The sequence below is a fragment of the Heyndrickxia coagulans DSM 1 = ATCC 7050 genome, assembly GCF_000290615.1.
Lineage (GTDB): Bacteria > Bacillota > Bacilli > Bacillales > Bacillaceae_C > Weizmannia > Weizmannia coagulans.
Window position 1 is genome coordinate 1 of record NZ_ALAS01000118.1, and the last position, 16,386, is coordinate 16,386.

The 16,386-nt window shown below is 47.0% G+C and carries 14 protein-coding genes and 3 pseudogenes; 15 read left to right on the forward strand and 2 right to left on the reverse strand.

The features are described from left to right. Positions 1 to 225 (reverse strand): annotated as a pseudogene (locus IC21_RS05805) (IS1380 family transposase); the annotation flags it as partial. A gap of 134 nt (positions 226 to 359) precedes the next feature. Between IC21_RS05805 and IC21_RS05810 the strand changes: the two are divergent. From IC21_RS05810 to IC21_RS05840, 7 genes are all read left to right on the forward strand, one after another. Beyond that, positions 360 to 965 (forward strand): LysE/ArgO family amino acid transporter, encoded by a 606-nt coding sequence (locus tag IC21_RS05810; protein ID WP_029141684.1) that lies wholly within the window; start codon positions 360 to 362, stop codon positions 963 to 965. 189 nt (positions 966 to 1,154) lie between these two features. Next, positions 1,155 to 2,150, forward strand: coding sequence for a tRNA dihydrouridine synthase (locus tag IC21_RS05815; protein WP_029713771.1), 996 nt, complete (start codon positions 1,155 to 1,157; stop codon positions 2,148 to 2,150). 320 nt (positions 2,151 to 2,470) lie between these two features. Next, entirely contained in the window at positions 2,471 to 2,677 is a 207-nt protein-coding gene (locus IC21_RS05820; RefSeq protein WP_029141682.1) for a zinc ribbon domain-containing protein, read from the forward strand. A 19-nt stretch (positions 2,678 to 2,696) separates the two neighbouring features. Then, positions 2,697 to 3,200: a kinase gene (locus IC21_RS05825; protein ID WP_029141681.1), complete on the forward strand. Its 504-nt coding sequence runs from the start codon at positions 2,697 to 2,699 to the stop codon at positions 3,198 to 3,200. A 75-nt stretch (positions 3,201 to 3,275) separates the two neighbouring features. Continuing rightward, positions 3,276 to 3,770 (forward strand): PH domain-containing protein, encoded by a 495-nt coding sequence (locus tag IC21_RS05830; RefSeq protein ID WP_026104894.1) that lies wholly within the window; start codon positions 3,276 to 3,278, stop codon positions 3,768 to 3,770. After that, a complete protein-coding gene (locus tag IC21_RS05835; protein WP_029141680.1) occupies positions 3,767 to 5,233 on the forward strand; it encodes a PH domain-containing protein in 1,467 nt (488 codons plus the stop codon). Before IC21_RS05830 ends, IC21_RS05835 begins: the two co-directional genes overlap by 4 nt. Before the next feature lie 72 nt (positions 5,234 to 5,305). Next, positions 5,306 to 5,788 (forward strand): DUF456 domain-containing protein, encoded by a 483-nt coding sequence (locus IC21_RS05840; RefSeq protein WP_017554820.1) that lies wholly within the window; start codon positions 5,306 to 5,308, stop codon positions 5,786 to 5,788. A 74-nt stretch (positions 5,789 to 5,862) separates the two neighbouring features. On the opposite strand, the gene IC21_RS05845 is transcribed toward IC21_RS05840, so the two are convergent. Further along, positions 5,863 to 7,212, reverse strand: a complete 1,350-nt coding sequence (locus IC21_RS05845) for an L-cystine transporter (protein ID WP_275450054.1) — start codon at positions 7,210 to 7,212, stop codon at positions 5,863 to 5,865. 195 nt (positions 7,213 to 7,407) lie between these two features. On the opposite strand from IC21_RS05845, the gene IC21_RS05850 reads away from it, so the two are divergent. The 8 genes and pseudogenes from IC21_RS05850 to IC21_RS05880 all read left to right on the forward strand — a co-directional run bounded on the left by IC21_RS05850 (position 7,408) and on the right by IC21_RS05880 (position 16,314). Continuing rightward, positions 7,408 to 7,779, forward strand: a complete 372-nt coding sequence (locus tag IC21_RS05850) for a hypothetical protein (RefSeq protein ID WP_235801107.1) — start codon at positions 7,408 to 7,410, stop codon at positions 7,777 to 7,779. A 241-nt stretch (positions 7,780 to 8,020) separates the two neighbouring features. Beyond that, positions 8,021 to 8,503, forward strand: coding sequence for a DUF2975 domain-containing protein (locus IC21_RS05855; RefSeq protein ID WP_029141678.1), 483 nt, complete (start codon positions 8,021 to 8,023; stop codon positions 8,501 to 8,503). A 10-nt stretch (positions 8,504 to 8,513) separates the two neighbouring features. Then, on the forward strand, positions 8,514 to 8,729 hold the full coding sequence (locus IC21_RS05860; protein WP_017554817.1) for a helix-turn-helix domain-containing protein: 216 nt from the start codon (positions 8,514 to 8,516) through the stop codon (positions 8,727 to 8,729). A gap of 61 nt (positions 8,730 to 8,790) precedes the next feature. Continuing rightward, positions 8,791 to 8,934: pseudogene (locus IC21_RS05865) on the forward strand (DUF817 family protein); the annotation flags it as partial. 491 nt (positions 8,935 to 9,425) lie between these two features. After that, positions 9,426 to 10,916, forward strand: a complete 1,491-nt coding sequence (locus IC21_RS05870; protein WP_029141676.1) for a TIGR02677 family protein — start codon at positions 9,426 to 9,428, stop codon at positions 10,914 to 10,916. Continuing rightward, complete coding sequence (locus IC21_RS17545; RefSeq protein ID WP_257677550.1) at positions 10,916 to 11,041, forward strand: hypothetical protein; 126 nt, start codon at positions 10,916 to 10,918, stop codon at positions 11,039 to 11,041. The genes IC21_RS05870 and IC21_RS17545 overlap by 1 nt, the downstream gene beginning before the upstream one ends. Continuing rightward, positions 11,041 to 12,204, forward strand: coding sequence for a TIGR02678 family protein (locus tag IC21_RS05875; RefSeq protein ID WP_029141675.1), 1,164 nt, complete (start codon positions 11,041 to 11,043; stop codon positions 12,202 to 12,204). The genes IC21_RS17545 and IC21_RS05875 overlap by 1 nt, the downstream gene beginning before the upstream one ends. Positions 12,205 to 12,221: 17 nt before the next feature. Then, a pseudogene (locus tag IC21_RS05880) lies at positions 12,222 to 16,314 on the forward strand (TIGR02680 family protein). Positions 16,315 to 16,386 lie beyond the last annotated feature (72 nt).

Genomic DNA, 16,386 nt, shown 5'->3' on the forward strand with positions numbered 1-16,386 from the left:
GAAGGTTTCAATATTGTCATAATCACTTTTTCCCTGGCAAAGCAAGCCGATATAAGATTTAGCCACATCGCCATTGGAACAAGCCGGATATCGGGAGATATCAGGGAGTTTATAGGCATTCAACCTGGAAACTAAATTCGTTTGATTTAGTAAATTTCCTACTATCGCTAAGCCAGCTTGGGCAACAATTCGTTCTTTTGTGGGTTCTATCACAAACTTTTTCATGAGATCACCTGAATGTGGAATGAATTTAATTTGTCTGATATACTAATTATACTAAATTTTATGCGATTTGTTTGCCTTTAAGCGGAAATTTCGTCACGGATTCAGGTAATAAGAAAAAACAGGGAGAGATCATCGTGTCAGCAGCGTTTGTTCACGGGTTTATTTTAGCTTTGGGGCTTATCTTGCCGCTCGGGGTGCAAAATGTATTTGTCTTTAACCAGGGGGCCGTCCAGCCTTCCTTTTTGAAAGCATTGCCTGCCATTATTACCGCCTCTGTTTGCGATATGGTTTTAATTGCTTTGGCTGTTTTTGGTGTTTCTGTTGTTGTATTGGAATTTGTTTGGCTAAAAGTAGTATTTATGTCCGCGGGGATTTGCTTTCTAGTTTATATGGGCATTGCGACATGGAGGAGCAAACCGGCAGTTCAAAATGGAGACGGCTTATTCAATGCGAAAAAACAAATCCTTTTTGCCGCATCGGTTTCCTTATTGAATCCTCATGCGATATTGGATACCATCGGGGTAATTGGAACAAGTTCCTTAAACTATGTAGGGGCGGAAAAAGCGGCTTTCTCCATTGCCTGTATGCTTGTTTCGTGGATCTGGTTCACAGGATTGGCGATTGCGGGAAGAGGGATTGGGAGATTAGGCCAGTCAGGGAGATTTTTACGCTTCATAAACAAAGTTTCTGCAGTCATCATGTGGGGGATGGCGGTTTATATTGTTCAATCATTGGTTTAAGGCGGCGTTGCTGTAAAACGGCATGGTTTTTTCCATCCCCAGGTGTGGCGTTCACGATCGCCCGCTTTGATTTGACAACATTCAAAATAATATCCCGTTTGATAAAAAGGACCGAGCCATGTTATAAGTGTAAAAGAGGTTAAAATTTTTTGTGTTGGACGTTTGGCCCGGTACCAGACAGGGGAGGTTATGATTTTTATTATGAAAGAAAATTTTTGGCGCGATTTACCACGGCCATTTTTTATACTGGCACCCATGGAAGATGTGACGGACGTTGTTTTTCGCCATGTTGTAAGTAAAGCGGGCAGGCCGGATGTGTTTTTTACAGAGTTTACGAACACGGAAAGTTATTGCCATCCCGAGGGGAACCAAAGTGTGCGCGGCCGCTTGGCGTTTACGGCGGATGAGCAGCCGATTGTGGCCCATATATGGGGGGACAAGCCCGAATATTTCCGACAAATGAGCATGGGCATGGAAAAACTCGGGTTCAGCGGTGTGGATATCAATATGGGCTGCCCTGTGCCGAATGTAGCAACAAAGGGGAAGGGAAGCGGCCTGATCCGCCGTCCGGATGTTGCTGCTGAACTCATACAAGCCGCAAAAGCAGGCGGACTGCCTGTGAGTGTAAAGACGAGGCTTGGTTACACGTATGTGGATGAATGGCGGGACTGGCTTACGCACATATTGAAACAGGACATCGTGAACCTTTCCATCCATTTGCGTACAAGAAAGGAAATGAGCAAAGTGGACGCCCACTGGGAACTCATTCCGGAGATCAAAAAACTGCGTGATGAGGTGGCGCCGGATACCCTTTTGACCATTAATGGGGATATCCCTGACCGTCAAACCGGCCTTAGATTAGCCCGCCAGTACGGTGTCGACGGGATTATGATCGGGCGCGGCATTTTTAAAAATCCGTTTGCTTTTGAAAAAGAGCCGAAAGAGCACAGCAGCAAGGAATTGCTTGATCTTTTAAGACTGCATCTGGATCTCTTTGACAAATATTCAACAGAACTGGAGCCGCGCCCGTTTCCACCGCTTCGCCGCTTTTTTAAGATCTATGTCAAAGGCTTCCGGGGAGCGAGCGAGTTGCGAAACCAACTAATGAGCACAGATTCAACAGATGAAGTGCGCACCTTGCTTGATCACTTTGAAACAAAACAGATGGAGGGGGAAACGGTATAGCATTCCCCCTGAATACCCCCGATACAAAAACAGCCCGGTTTTTATATCTTTTTCATCGCAATAGATGCGCGGCTGTGCCAAACGGCAGGAAAGCCCCGTAGGCCAATACACCCGGCTCTTTCCATCTGCCGCGGCACCCGCACCGGCATATGATTCAGCCGTTGAAACGGCTCCCGCAGAAAAGAAACCCATCGTTCCGGGTTTTCAGCCGTTTTGGCGGATCAGAAATCCCCGCTGCCCCTTATGCAGTTGAAATGCCTGAAACTTTTTCTGCTGCCGCCCGTATAAAAAAGTAACAATGATGAGGAGGGGAAATCGCCATGCCTGAAAAAGGGTGCGTGAAGTGCGGGTCTAAGCATGCGGGGAAAAAAGAAGTGGCAATGACGGGAACAGGTCTGTCAAAATTATTTGATGTCCAGAACAACACGTTCATTGTCGTGTATTGCAAAAACTGCGGTTATTCGGAGTTCTATCATAAACAAACCTCTACCGCCGCTAATGTTCTGGACTTATTCTTCGGGGGTTAATCCGGGGGAGGGTGCTATATTGGAAACAAAGCTGATTATCATAAGGGGAAACTCCGGAAGCGGAAAAACAACGATCGCCAAAAGGCTTCAAAGCCATTTAGGTTCTGGAACGCTTCTTGTTTCACAAGATACCGTCCGGCGTGAAATGTTAAAGGTGCCGGACAAAGAAGGAAACCTCTCTGTTGAGCTCATTCGCCAAATTGCGGAATATGGCAAAGGAAAATGCAGATTTGTGATTGTCGAAGGCATTTTAAACAAAAACCGTTACGGGGAAATGTTGTCCCGTTTAATGAAATTCTACCATCCAAAGGCGTATATTTATTATTTTCGCTTAACGTTTTGGGAAACAGTCAGACGCCATAATATGCGTTTGAAAAAAACGGAATTTGGAGAAGAAGCTTTGCGCGCCTGGTGGAATCCGAGAGACGAACTCGGGGTGAAAGGGGAAACCATGTTAACAAATGAAATGTCACAGGATGAAATCATAAAACTGATGGCGGATCAACTGGAAAATGATCTTTGATCCGGTATGAGCAATACGAATTTTTGTCTTGCCGGTATGAAGTGAAATGAAGAAAACATGTTTAAAGGTGATGGAATGTATTCAGATATAAATGAACCTCGACAAACATTATCCAAAGATGCAATAAAGGTTTGGATCATACGTGAGACGCTGGAGGCCGGAGCAGGGGTTGTGGTTCTCGCCGTGTTGCTTTATCTCGACCATCGCTTTGCCTGGCCGGCATGGATCGGCTGGATATTATACGGTTTACTCGTGTTGGATATAGGCAGTATGATCTGGTCATGGATAAGTTCGTATTTTCGCTATAAAAATTGGCGTTACGATGTGAACGAAGAATTTTTACAAATGAAATTGGGTGTGCTGAACGAAAAACATTCTTTGGTTCCGATGACCAAAATCCAATCGGTTGCAACCGAACAAGGCCCCATTTTAAAGAAATACAGGCTCTGTTCCGTGACTGTGGACACCATGGGGACGTCCCATACCATTCCGGCTCTGCCTAAAGAGGAGGCCATTGCGTTAAGAAACCGAATTGCGCGTTATGCAAAAATCAGGGAGGTGGAATCGTGAAGAAAAAACGGTACCATCCCCTTTTGATCTTGTTTCGTATCGGTGATTTTGTAAAAAGCTATTTCATCCTTTTCATTATCTTATTTATCGTAAATGCCGGTTCCCGTTCTCCCGTGCTTACATATGGCAGATATTTGTTTTTGCTCTTTTTTGCAATCGTGATGGTATATCATTTTTTGAAATGGTACACACATAAATATGCACTGGATGAAAGCGCCTTTCATCTGTATAGAGGCATATTCAACAAAACAGAACGAACGATTCCTTTTTCGAAAATCCAAAACATTAACCGCCATACATCCTTTTTTCACCGGATTTTTCATGTCACCTCTGTCAGCTTTGAAACCGGTATCTCCGGGGATGAAGCGGCCGTGTTATTTGAAGTGATTACCCGGAAAGAAGCGGAAAGAATCATTGACATCGTACAGAATGATAAGCGTAAAACGTTTGAACCGGATGCGGAAGAAAAGGAAAAGGAACGGGTGGTCCATTTTAAACCGACGAGAAAAGATACGTTAAAAGCAAGTTTTACATCTTTAAGCCCGCTTGCCGTCATCCCTGTATTTTTTTCTTTTTATTCGAATGTGGACGATATTGTTGATATTGATAAAAAGGCGAGAGGGATGCTCTCTTATATAATCAGTTCCTGGTGGATTGTATCGGGTATTGTTCTTTTTGTGGCCCTTATTGCGGTGATTTTCGGCATGGCACGGACCTTTTTGAAGTATGGGAAATATGAAATCTCCTCTGATGATGAGCGGATTTATATTACCAAAGGGGTAATTGAAGAAACGTCTTTTTTTATCGAAAAGCATAAAGTGCAGGCTGTTGAAGTGGAACAGTCTTTGTTGAAACGGCTGCTCGGGCTGGCGGAAGTAAAGCTGACGAGTGCAGGAAGGCTTGACTTTGAAGGGGAGAAACTTGAATTAAACTCGCTGTATCCTTTTTTGCCGGTTAAAAGGGCGTACGAAATCATAAACGAGATATTGCCGGACTATGAAGTGGCACAGAAGATGAGGCAGCTTCCCAAGAAATCTTTATGGGTCCGGCTGCTTGCCCCGAGCTGGATTTGGATCATCGCCACAGTCGTGTTATATTTTTGGAAGCCAGAAATTTTCGGCTTGCGTGTTCCGTGGTGGCTTTTGTCCTCTTTTCTGTTCGTATCGATACTGGTCGCAAGATGGATCGGTTATTTACATACGAAATATGTATTGAATGACCGTTTTATTCAGTTACAATCGGGCATTTTTACGACTTCTTTGTTCCTTTCCAAGCGGGAAAAAGTGATTGAAGTGCGCGTTTCCCGGAACTTTTTTCAAAAATGGCTGGGCCTTGCCTCCATTGAAACGATGAATCGTGCAAAACCGATTCAATTTAACGGGGTAAAGGATGTCCCCACCGAATTTGCCTGGATGTTTTACAAATGGTATATGGGGCGGGGAAAGGAAGTTAAAGTGGAATGACTGTTTTGGCCTTCATATGATCACGGTTTTCATGCAGTCCCGGCACATGCCGGGAGCAGAGGAGGGATCTGATTGACGTTTATCCTTTGGACGGCCATTGTGATTTTATTCATCTTAAGTTTTGCAGGCATCATCTATCCTGTCATTCCATCTATTGTGATGCTGTGGGCCGGATTTGCAGTCTATCAGTTTTTCATTAATCCGCATGCATTGTCTGTCTGGTTTTGGATCAGCATGGTCATCTTAAGCATTGTCCTTATTGCGGCGGATATCATTGCAAACGGATATTTTGTAAAAAAATACGGCGGGTCCAAAATATCTGAAAGGGTTGCTGCGGTTGCAACGATTGTTGGCTCTTTTGTCATTCCGCCTTTTGGAATTATCCTTGTTCCGTTTGTTTGTGTATGTATAACGGAGATCCTGATGACGAAAAATCCCGTCCAGGCTGTAAAAGTGGGCGTTGCCACGATCATTGGGTTTCTTAACAGCAGTATCGCCAAAGCATTCATACAGATCGTCATGATCGTTTGGTTTGGTTTAGCCGTTTCTTTTTAACGGATTTTCGGTTTCTTTTACGGCAGCCGGTTGCATAATAGAAAAAAGCCCCGTTAACACAGGGCTTTTTTCTATTATGCTTCAAGAAGATCGGCATCTTCCTGTTGATATATTTTTTTGTCCATTTCTCCGGTGATTTTGCCGGTTAAAATACCGGAAGTCATGGCGCCGCTGACATTTAATGCCGTCCGGCCCATGTCAATCAGCGGTTCAACAGAGATCAGAAGGCCGACAATCGCAATCGGCAGGTTGAGCACTGACAAGACAATCAGGGATGCGAAAGTGGCGCCCCCGCCGACACCCGCAACGCCGAATGAGCTGACAACTACAACAAGGATCAGCGTAATAATGAAAGACGGGCTTGCCGGGTTGATGCCGGCAGAAGGGGCAACCATAATGGCCAGCATTGCCGGATAAATGCCGGCGCAACCGTTTTGCCCGATGGACAGGCCAAAGGAAGCCGAAAAATTGGCGATCCCTTCTGAAATGCCGAAACGTTTTGTTTGTGTTTCAATGTTGAGCGGCAGCGTGCCAGCACTGGAACGGGAAGTAAAGGCAAAGGTGAGTGCCGGCAGCGCCTTTTGCACATATCGTACCGGGCTCAATTTTGCCAGGCTGATAAGCAGCAAATGAACCAGGAACATGACGATAATCGCTGTATAAGAAGCCAGCACAAACTTTGCCAGTTTTACAATCGCGCCATAGTCGCTTGAGGCTGTGACCTTGGTGATCAATGCGAGCACTCCATATGGCGTTAATCTTAAAATAAGGGTAACCACCCTCATCACGATCGTATACAAAGTATCAATAATTTTTGCAAAATGTTCCGCCTGCTCAGGTTGTTTGCGTTTTACCCCGAGATAGGCCATCCCCAATATGGCGGAGAAAATCACCACCGCGATTGTGGAAGTCGGGCGTGCGCCGGTTAAATCTGCAAACGGGTTATTCGGCAGAAAGGAAACGATTTGTTGCGGAATGGTCATGTCTTTTACGCTGGCGACGCTTGTTTTCAATTCCGCATTCCGTGCGGCTTCAGCGGCACCCTGCGTTAAGTGGATGCCATCCAGCCCGTAAAGAAGCGCGGATGCGATTCCGAGCGCAGCGGCAATCGCAGTCGTGCCAAGTAAAAAAGCGAGTACAAGAAAGCTGATTTTTCCTATGTTTTTGGTTAATTTCAGCCTCGTAAACGCCGCTAAAATGGAAATGGAGACAAGCGGCATGACGACCATCTGCAACAGCGAAACATAACCGCTGCCGACAATATTAAGCCAGTCGATCGTATGGTTGGTCACATACGACGCCGTGCCGTACAAGAAATGCAGGATAATGCCGAAAACGATGCCAATGCCCAATGCCGAGAAAACGCGTTTTGAAAACGAAACATGTTTTCTTTGCATGGCATACAAACCGGCCAAAAGGATCATGAAGACGGCCAGATTGATGATAATGTATAAAATGTCCAACTTTTCCCCTCCTTTTGTTAACATTTTTCATCTTAATCATCTTATTCCGATATGTCAAGTGCGTTTTTTGGCGGCGGAATTTTATGCACCATTGGTTACTTGTCCGTTTCAATCTGTTCCTTTCTTTCATTTAATATATTGAAAAAAGAATGGGAGGTGAAGAGTTTGGAAAAACGGCGGAAAAAGACACCAGTCGTCCCTTGGATGCACGATCATCATGACGATGGGAGAGCGGACAATACCAATGCAGGAAACAGCGCTGTACAGCCTGAAGACCGTTACGATCATACCGGCAATGTAAGCAGCACCGGCAATCAATCCAATCGTACCAGCAACACGGTATTTTGCGAACCGCGGTATGTTTATAAGGACACTTATGTTGAAAGAAACATCACTTATGTGCACCCCATCATCCAGGTAAACAGGAAACATGTTGTAAACGTTCCGCGCCATATTTACCAAAGATATGAACAGAACATGACAGTAGATCCGGGTATTCCGGATGAATGCGATCATTGTGACGAGTAATGAAAAGAAACGCCCCGGTTAAAACCGGGAACTTTTAAGCCGGATCCAATGGTTTCCGGCTTTCTTTTTTTCAAACACGATGAAGCGGCGGGCCGTTTACCGGGGGTACTGCGGGAATACCGGTAAAGGGATGAGATATTGAATTGGGATAAAAATACATCGAAATATAATAACAATTTATCGTAAAACGATAAATCATGTGCTAAAATCAAAACGACAATTCATCAGTGAGGTATTTTTTATGAAACGGGGATCAACCCTCTTTTTAAGGCTGGCGGTCATTTTGATTGGCATCCCGATACTTGCTTTGTGCATTTTTGTGGTACCGGAAATCGGAAAACTGGCAGACCGCCTGGTTCCGGATTTTGCTTTTATGGAATTTCTCGTGCTGCTTGTGATGTACGGGGTGGCACTCCCTTTTTACTTTGCATTGTACCAGGCTTTCATACTCTTGGGTTTGATAGACAAAAACACTGCTTTTTCGGCAAATTCCGTAACAGCTCTGAAAAAAATTAAATCCTGTGCCGCAGCGATCGGCCTGTTGTACTTGGCAGGCAGCCCGCTTTTTTATCTCATGGCGGATAGAGATGATGCCCCGGGGATTCTCGCCATTTGTTTTTTTATTATTTTTGCATCAGCGGTCATCACCGTCTTTGCCGCTGTGCTTGAGAGGCTTTTGCAGGAAGCGATTGAAATAAAAAATGAAAATGATTTAACGGTCTGAGGTGGAAAATATGGCGATCATCATCAATATTGATGTCATGCTGGCAAAAAGGAAAATGAGTGTGACGGAACTTTCGGAGCGGGTCGGCATTACCATGGCCAATCTGTCGATATTGAAAAACGGGAAAGCAAAGGCGATCCGATTATCCACTTTGGACGCGATATGCAAGGCGTTGGAATGCCAGCCCGGCGATATTTTGGAATACCGGGGAACAGAGGAGGAGTGACCATGGAGGCAACCGTTCAAAAGCATATTCAGAAAAAAACGGCAAGGCTGCGAATGAAGCAATGAAGCGGGTGCTCATCCAACTCCTCTCATTTGCCCGGGAGCAGGCCCTGTCCTGCCTGTTTTCTGTTGTGATTTTTGCGTCTTTGGCGCTGACAAAAATCGTGCCGCTCCCATTTTTGCCACGGTATGACTGGCTGCTCATCGGATTTCAGGGACGTTTTTTTCCTGGATTGCCGGCTGTGCTTAAAACATACAAATGCAAGCATGACATCTTTTAGCCTTTACCAAAATTGTCAAATTTGTGGTTTCCATCCATCTCTAAAAACCATCGCTTCTGCCGATATAAATATAGAAAGTAAAATTAAAGGCAGAAAAGAGGTAGAGAACTTGCATTTAACAGCCATAAAATCCAGAAGAAAGGGTGGACATGGTATCATTCTTTTTTCAGTATGATGGGCAAATTTTTCATTTGCAGGCTCATCATTGCGGTGGTGAGGAAAATCAACAGGGGAAAGGTGTCTGTAACCTAAAAGGCTGCCGAAATTTTACCGGCAGCCTTTGCTGTTCCCGCATAAAAAGTACATGTGCACGAAAGGCTCAGCCCGCTCCAAACCTGCAAAAACATATTTTCCATGTCAAAATTCCTGCAAATCTTATACAATAGAAGTAATACGACCAAAACGTGGTGAAACGAATGGACCAGATCATGAAGAAAGTTGTCGAAGCGAGTTATCTGACGGCGGATTCTGCTGCCCAGTACCGCGTGATTTTGCGCTTCTTTTACAGGCAGCATGAAAGGATGCGCGACTTTATTTCGCCGGAGGAAGTGCTCGAATATTTGCGCTCGCTCCCGGCTTTTCACGATTATGAAGAAGAACAGCTGCACCAGCAGTTGGCCCAGCTGGTAAAATGGAATAACCTGGTTGCCCGCCAGGATATGACAAATGCCAAAACCATCGAAGAATATAAGAAAAAAAGATTCCGCTACCAGTGTACGCCTTACACAGTGGAAATCGAGCGGATGCTGATCCAGCTTGAAAAACTGGGGGACCAGTTCCAGGGATCGCTCGAACGTTCGCAATTTGACCGTCTGCTCGCCTCTTTGGCAAAACTGGAAGAAGAACTGAAACAGCCGTTGGACAAACCTGCAGCCCACTACATGCACATTTGGGATGACATTTTTCACTTTTTCGGGACCATCCGGACAAATACAGCGGATTACATAGCCTATATCAATAGCGAAAAGACATCACAACGGATGCAGACGGAAGCCTTTCTCGTATATAAAAACCAATTCACGGCTTATTTGCGTGATTTTATCGTCTCGTTGCAAAAAACATCGCTGCAAATCCGGGAAAGGTTGCGGGAACTGGATACGCATATATTGGCGCCGCTTTTTGAAAAACTCGTGGAACACAGGCGCCAAATTCCCCGCTTGGAAGATACGGCTGCTTCCGCACAAGAATGGCTGGAAGAATTCCGGGAATACTGGGAGTCTTTGCGGCGGTGGTTTCTTGGGGCCAGCTCCTCCCAAAGTGAACTGGAAATGCTGCAGATGCAGACAAATGAAATGATCCGGAGGATGGCCCGTTATGTTCAGCGGATCAGTGAACGCCAGCAACATTTCCGGAGCCGGAAAAAAGATTATTTGCACCTTTCCAAATGGTTTGCCGGGTGCCATAGTTTGGAAGAGGCCCATCAATTGTCATCCGTCGTGTTCGGGACGATGACGGTACGGCATTTGCACCTGGAGGAGGCGACAACGGACAATCTTCATGCCGAGACATGGGAAGAACAGCCGGAGATGCGGGAAATCAAGCCGCGAACGAACCGGTACCGCGAGAAAACAAAGCCAGGCGCTTTCCGTTCTAACCATGAGCAGAAAGAAAAGCAGCGGCTCGCCTATTTAAAAGAGCGCGAACAGGAAAAGCAGCTGATTGAAAAATATATGAAAAACGGGGAGATTCGCCTTGCTGAAATCGGGATAGTGGAGCCGTTTGTCCGGAAAGTGCTGCTCGGCTGGATCGGAAAATCGATGGCAGCGAAAAACCATGAAGTAAAAACGGATTACGGGATGTCCGTAAAAGTTGTGATTGACCCGGATCGGATCATCACACTGGATGCAGAAGACGGGAAACTGATCATGCCGGATGCTGTATTTGAATTATCGGGAGGAGAGCGCTGATGAACCCGGTACATATTTTGGCTGAAAAAGGAGTACAGGGGATAGCCCGGTTTATCCGCGGCGAACTGATGGGCACGGGGATGGCACCGGATGCCATATTTGAACTGTCAGGAGGAGAACGCTGATGGATCCGTTACAAGTTTTTGATGAAAAAGCGGTGCAGGGGATGGACCTGTTATTCCATCATTACTGGATTTTGCGGTCTGAGCACCCGGACTGGTACCAGCTCATCCGCGAGCGCGAAAAAGTGCTGCGCCGTTACATCAGCGAGAAATTCGGGCTCAGGCTGATCATCCACCAGCATTTTATCAAACTTGAAAAAATCCCGGTGGAACCGGAAAGCTGGATGGGCATCCTGCATTTTCAGGAGCCGATGGATTATGCGATTTTTTGCTGCGCGCTTTCTTTTCTGGAAGGAAAAGCGGTGGATGAACAGTTCCTCTTGTCGGAGATGTGCCAGGAGATCCAAAACGATTATCCTGTGGAAGATGGGCTGGACTGGACGCTTTATCTTCACCGGAAGTCGCTCATCCGGGCGGTCCAGGCACTGATGGAATTCCATCTGATCCGGACAATAGACGGCGATATTTCCAGGTTTGACACTTACGAAGACCAGGAAGTCCTATATGAAGCGACCGTTTACAGCCGCTATTTTCTAAGAAGCTTTCCGGATGATTTTACAAGTTATGCGGACTGGACCGGGCTCCTTGAAGAAGACTGGAAACAGAATCAGGAAGATGAACGGCGCAAGCGGGTGTACCGGAAATTGTTTTTCTCCCCTGGCCTGCACCGGAAAGATACGCAGGACCCCGATTTTCTTTATATCCGCAATTTCCGCAACCGGCTTTTTGAGGACATTGAAGAACACAGCCGTTATAAACTCCATGTTTTTAAAAACACAGCCTTTTTATCTGCCGCAGAACCGCGGAGTTACCACCATGTTTACCCGAATGCAAAAGGTTCTACGGATCTGATGCTGCAGTTGTCAAAGACGCTGCATGACCACCCGGAAAAATACGTTCCGAATGAAGCGGGGGAAATTTTGCTTACGGAAGGCGAATTTGAAGCGGTCATTGACGAGATGCGCTCCCGCCTCGAACGCGGATGGCCGAAACATTTCCGGGACGCCGGCACAAAGGCGGTATGTGCGGAATTGGTCGAAACGATGAAAGAATGGATGATGGCGGAAACGGATGAAGCGGCGGGGCTGATCCGGATAAAACCGCTGTTAGGCGTGCTTGCAGGCAAGTATCCGGCTGATTTTGAGAAAGGGGATGAGCAACCGTGACAGAAGGAAAATGGGTGATGAACCGCGCCGGCCTGTTAAATTTTTGGTATTATGACGATGAAATTTTTGAATTTGCGGACGGAAAGCTGTTGTTGCGCGGCACAAACGGTTCGGGGAAATCGGTGACGATGCAAAGCATTTTACCGGTTTTGCTGGACGGAAAAAAGACGCCTGACCGGCTTGATCCGTTCGGGTCAAAAGCAAGGAAGATGGAAGATTACCTGCTTGGGGAAAAGGAAGTGTCCGGCCATGACGAGCGGACCGGCTACTTGTTTCTGGAATACCAAAAACAGGGGACAAAGCAGTATATCACAACGGGCATCGGCATGCAGGCAAAGCGGCATAAAACGTTAAAATCATGGTATTTCGTCCTGACCGACAACCGCAGGATCGGCTACGATTTTGAACTGGCGCACACCCGCCAGTCAGAGCGGATCCCGTTGTCTGCAAAAGAGCTTGAAAACCGGATCGGGTCCGGGGGGGTATCTCGTCCACTCGCAGAAAGAATATATGGAACTGGTGAACAAATATATTTTCGGTTTTCAGTCGATGGAAGCCTTTGAAGATTTAATCAAGCTTTTGATTCAGCTGAGAAGCCCGAAACTGTCAAAAGATTTCAAGCCGACGGTCATTTATGAAATCCTCGAGTCCGCGCTGCCGCCTTTGACGGATGACGAGCTCCGCCATTTGTCTGACACGATTGAAAGCATGGACGAAACGGAGCAGCAGCTTGAGCAGCTTGAACGGGAGCACGAATCGGCAAAGAAACTGGTGCGCCAATACGATCTTTACAATCAATATATTTTAGCGGAACGCGCACAAAAATGGCGGGAGGCCGAAAGCAGGCTGCAGGACGCCAAGCAGGACGCCGGCACGTTAGAAACCCGCTCTGAATCACTGCACGGCATGATTGAAAACCTGGAAGAAGAGAAAAAGCATTACGAACAAAAACGCGACGTTTTAAAAGCAGAACAGGAACGGCTGCAGCACCATGAAGTTTGGCGCCTTGAGAAAGAAAAAGGGGAGAAACAGGCCAGGGCTGAAAAGTTAAAAAGTGAAGCAGCGGATCTGGAGAAAAAGTGGGAAGCAAAGAAAAGTCAGCTTTTGGAAATCCGCCTGGAGCAGGACCGGTTGGAAACAGAAAACAGCAAGGATGAATCCAGTATGCAGGAGATACTGGATGAACTGGCACTGGATGCCGGGGATGCAGCTTTTACCGGGCACGGGATAAACGCCGGGGATTTTTCGCGGCATGAGGGGGAAGCTTTTGATTTTTCGGTTTGGAAGCGGGAAACTAAACAGCACAGCGGACTTTTGCAAAAGCTGCGGCAACTGGCCGGAGAAGCGGAGCGGCTTCACGAAGCGCATCTGAAACTGCAGCGCCAGTCATCTGCCAAAAAGCAGGAAATTGACGAACTCCGGAAACAACTCGACCATTTGGAAAACTGGTTTACCGAACAAAAGCAGGAGCTGGAAGATGCCGTGTTTTTGTGGATTGAACAGCATCCGGCCCTCTCTTTTACAGACGAGCGGCTCCGGCGTATTGCCGGAGCGCTGGACGGGCTGTACGAAGAAAACCGTTATGAAGCGGTCAGGGAAGAAATTGTGGACGCGGCAAATGATTATATTTTGCAAGTGCGGACAGAAATTTCACGCGCGGAGCAGGAGAAAAAGGCAAAAGAGCGGGAATTGGCCGAAGCCGAAGAAACGCTTGTGTATTGGCAAAACTTGAAACTTGCCAACCCGGAACGCCCCGCAGATACGGAGGCTTTCCGTGCGCGTCTCCATGAATCAGGGCAACACTATCTCCCCTTTTATGCCGCGGTGGAATTCCAGGATCATGTGACCGATGCCCAAAAAGCCAGAATTGAAGCGGCACTCCGGCAGACGGGGATTTTGGACAGCCTGATTACGGAAGAACCGGTTACGCCTGTCCACGACCGGGTCATCCGCCCGAACCCGCACATTCTCGGATACACACTTGCCGATTACTTAAAGCCGGATCCGGATGACGACGGCCCGGTTTCAGCCGCGCGCATTGACGAAGTGCTGCGCAGCATTCCGCTTGAACCATCGGACAGCGGTTTTCACATTGACGCGGATGGCTCTTTTTCAATCGGCTGCCTCGTTGGCCATGCCTCGGATGAAGGGCCTTCCAAATTTATCGGCAGAACGTCCCGGAAACGGTACCAGCAGGAAAAAATCAAAGAAACAGAGCAAAAGATTGCTGAAATCCGCCTTGCTCTTTTGCAAATGGAAAACAGCCTTTTAGACTGGGCCGGCAAAGTACAGGAAGCAGAAGATTGGAAAGCGGGCATTCCGGATGACAAAGATTTGCGCGACATTGAAGAACAGATGGAAAAAACGGCGCGCATCCTGAAGCAGGAACAGGAATTTCTGCGCGACATTGACCGCGAATGGAAACAAGTATACCAGGATTTGCAAAACATCCGGCTGCAATTGCATGAGCAAGGGGCCGGCCTGAATCTTGCACTTCAAAGCGGCCCGCTCGATGAAGCGCTGGCTGCTGCGAAAAGTTATGAAGAACATCTTCACAACCTGGAGCTCACTTTTCAACATTTGTTTTCTGGGCGCAGAATGCTCGCGCGCCTTACTGCGGATATCTTTGAAAAAGAGCAGGAACTTGATGAAATTCGCGGTGAAGAGAACGTCCGCCGGTCAGAATGGGAGAAAACAGCGGCAGATATCGAAGCGATTGAGCAGCAGCTGAAATTGCAAGGCATTGATGAGGTCCGCGCCCGGATTCAGGCAGTCCAGCATGAATATGCAAGTACGGACGAAAAAATTAGGGATATTTACGAAACGAAGCCGAAAAAAGAAGCAGAACTTGAAAAGTGCATAGCCGATTTGTCTCTTGCGAAAACGCGCGCCACATTTTGGGCAAATATGGCCGCGGAATGGGAGAAACTCGTAAAAGAAGAGCTTTCACTCGGCTTCGTGGAAAGCGGAGATACGGAACCGGAAAGCATTTTGGCGGCGTTTTCCGGCGTGCTGGAAAAATATGACCGCGCAAAATTAAATGAAAACCTGACAAAAATTTTTTTCAACGAACAGTCGAATTTAACAGAGTACCGCATGTCCGAGTTTACAAAAGAAGCGGATCCGCCAGAATGGTTCGCTGAAAAACTCGATGACTATTACGAAACGTTCAAAAAGGAATGGGAAGGTTTGCGGGGCCGCCGCCTCATCCAGATGGAATACCGCGGCCGCAGGGTGAGCCCGTATACGGTACTCGAGTCTCTTGAAAAAGAACTTTTAAACTTGCAAAGTTATTTGGATGAGCAGGACAGAAGGCTGTACGAGGATATTATCGTCAATACGGTCGGCGTCATCCTGCGGAACCGGATCCAGCGGGCAGCCAAGTGGGTGAAAGAAATGGACGCAATTATGAGAAACCGGGATAATTCGTCCGGGCTTACTTTTTCGATTGCCTGGAAAGAAAAAACGGCGGAGTCCGAAGACGAGCTCGACACGAAAGATCTTGTCGCGTTGCTGCAGCGCAACAGCAAGTTTTTAAACGAGGACGATTTAAACCGGATTACAAAACACTTCCGCTCGCGGATTGCGGCTGCCAAAGAACTGATTGAAATCCGCAATGAAGGGTCGACGCTCCATCAAGTTTTAAAAGAAGTGCTCGATTACCGGAAATGGTTCCAATTCGTGTTGTCATACAAACGTGCCGGCGAGCCGAAACGCGAGCTGAGCAATACTGCATTTTTTAAATTCAGCGGCGGGGAAAAGGCAATGGCCATGTATATTCCGCTCTTTACCGCAGCATATTCGCGTTATTTGGAGGCAGGAAGTATGGCGCCGTATATCATTTCGCTGGACGAAGCGTTTGCCGGGGTGGATGAAAACAATATCCGCGACATGTTCGAAGTCGTCGAGCAGCTCGGATTCAATTATATTATGAATTCGCAGGCGCTCTGGGGCGACTATGACACCATTTCCAGCCTTGCCATTTGCGAGCTTGTCCGCCCGAAAAACGCCAATTTTGTCACCGTGATCCGTTACCGGTGGGACGGGCATAAACGGTCGATAGTGGAAAAACCGGAAGAAGCATTGGCGGGAGCTCCGGACCGGCTTTGAAAAGCATAGACTTGCCAGTGTACGGCCGGGATGGAAAACCATTCCGGCTTCTTTTGACCGGTGTAAAAGAGG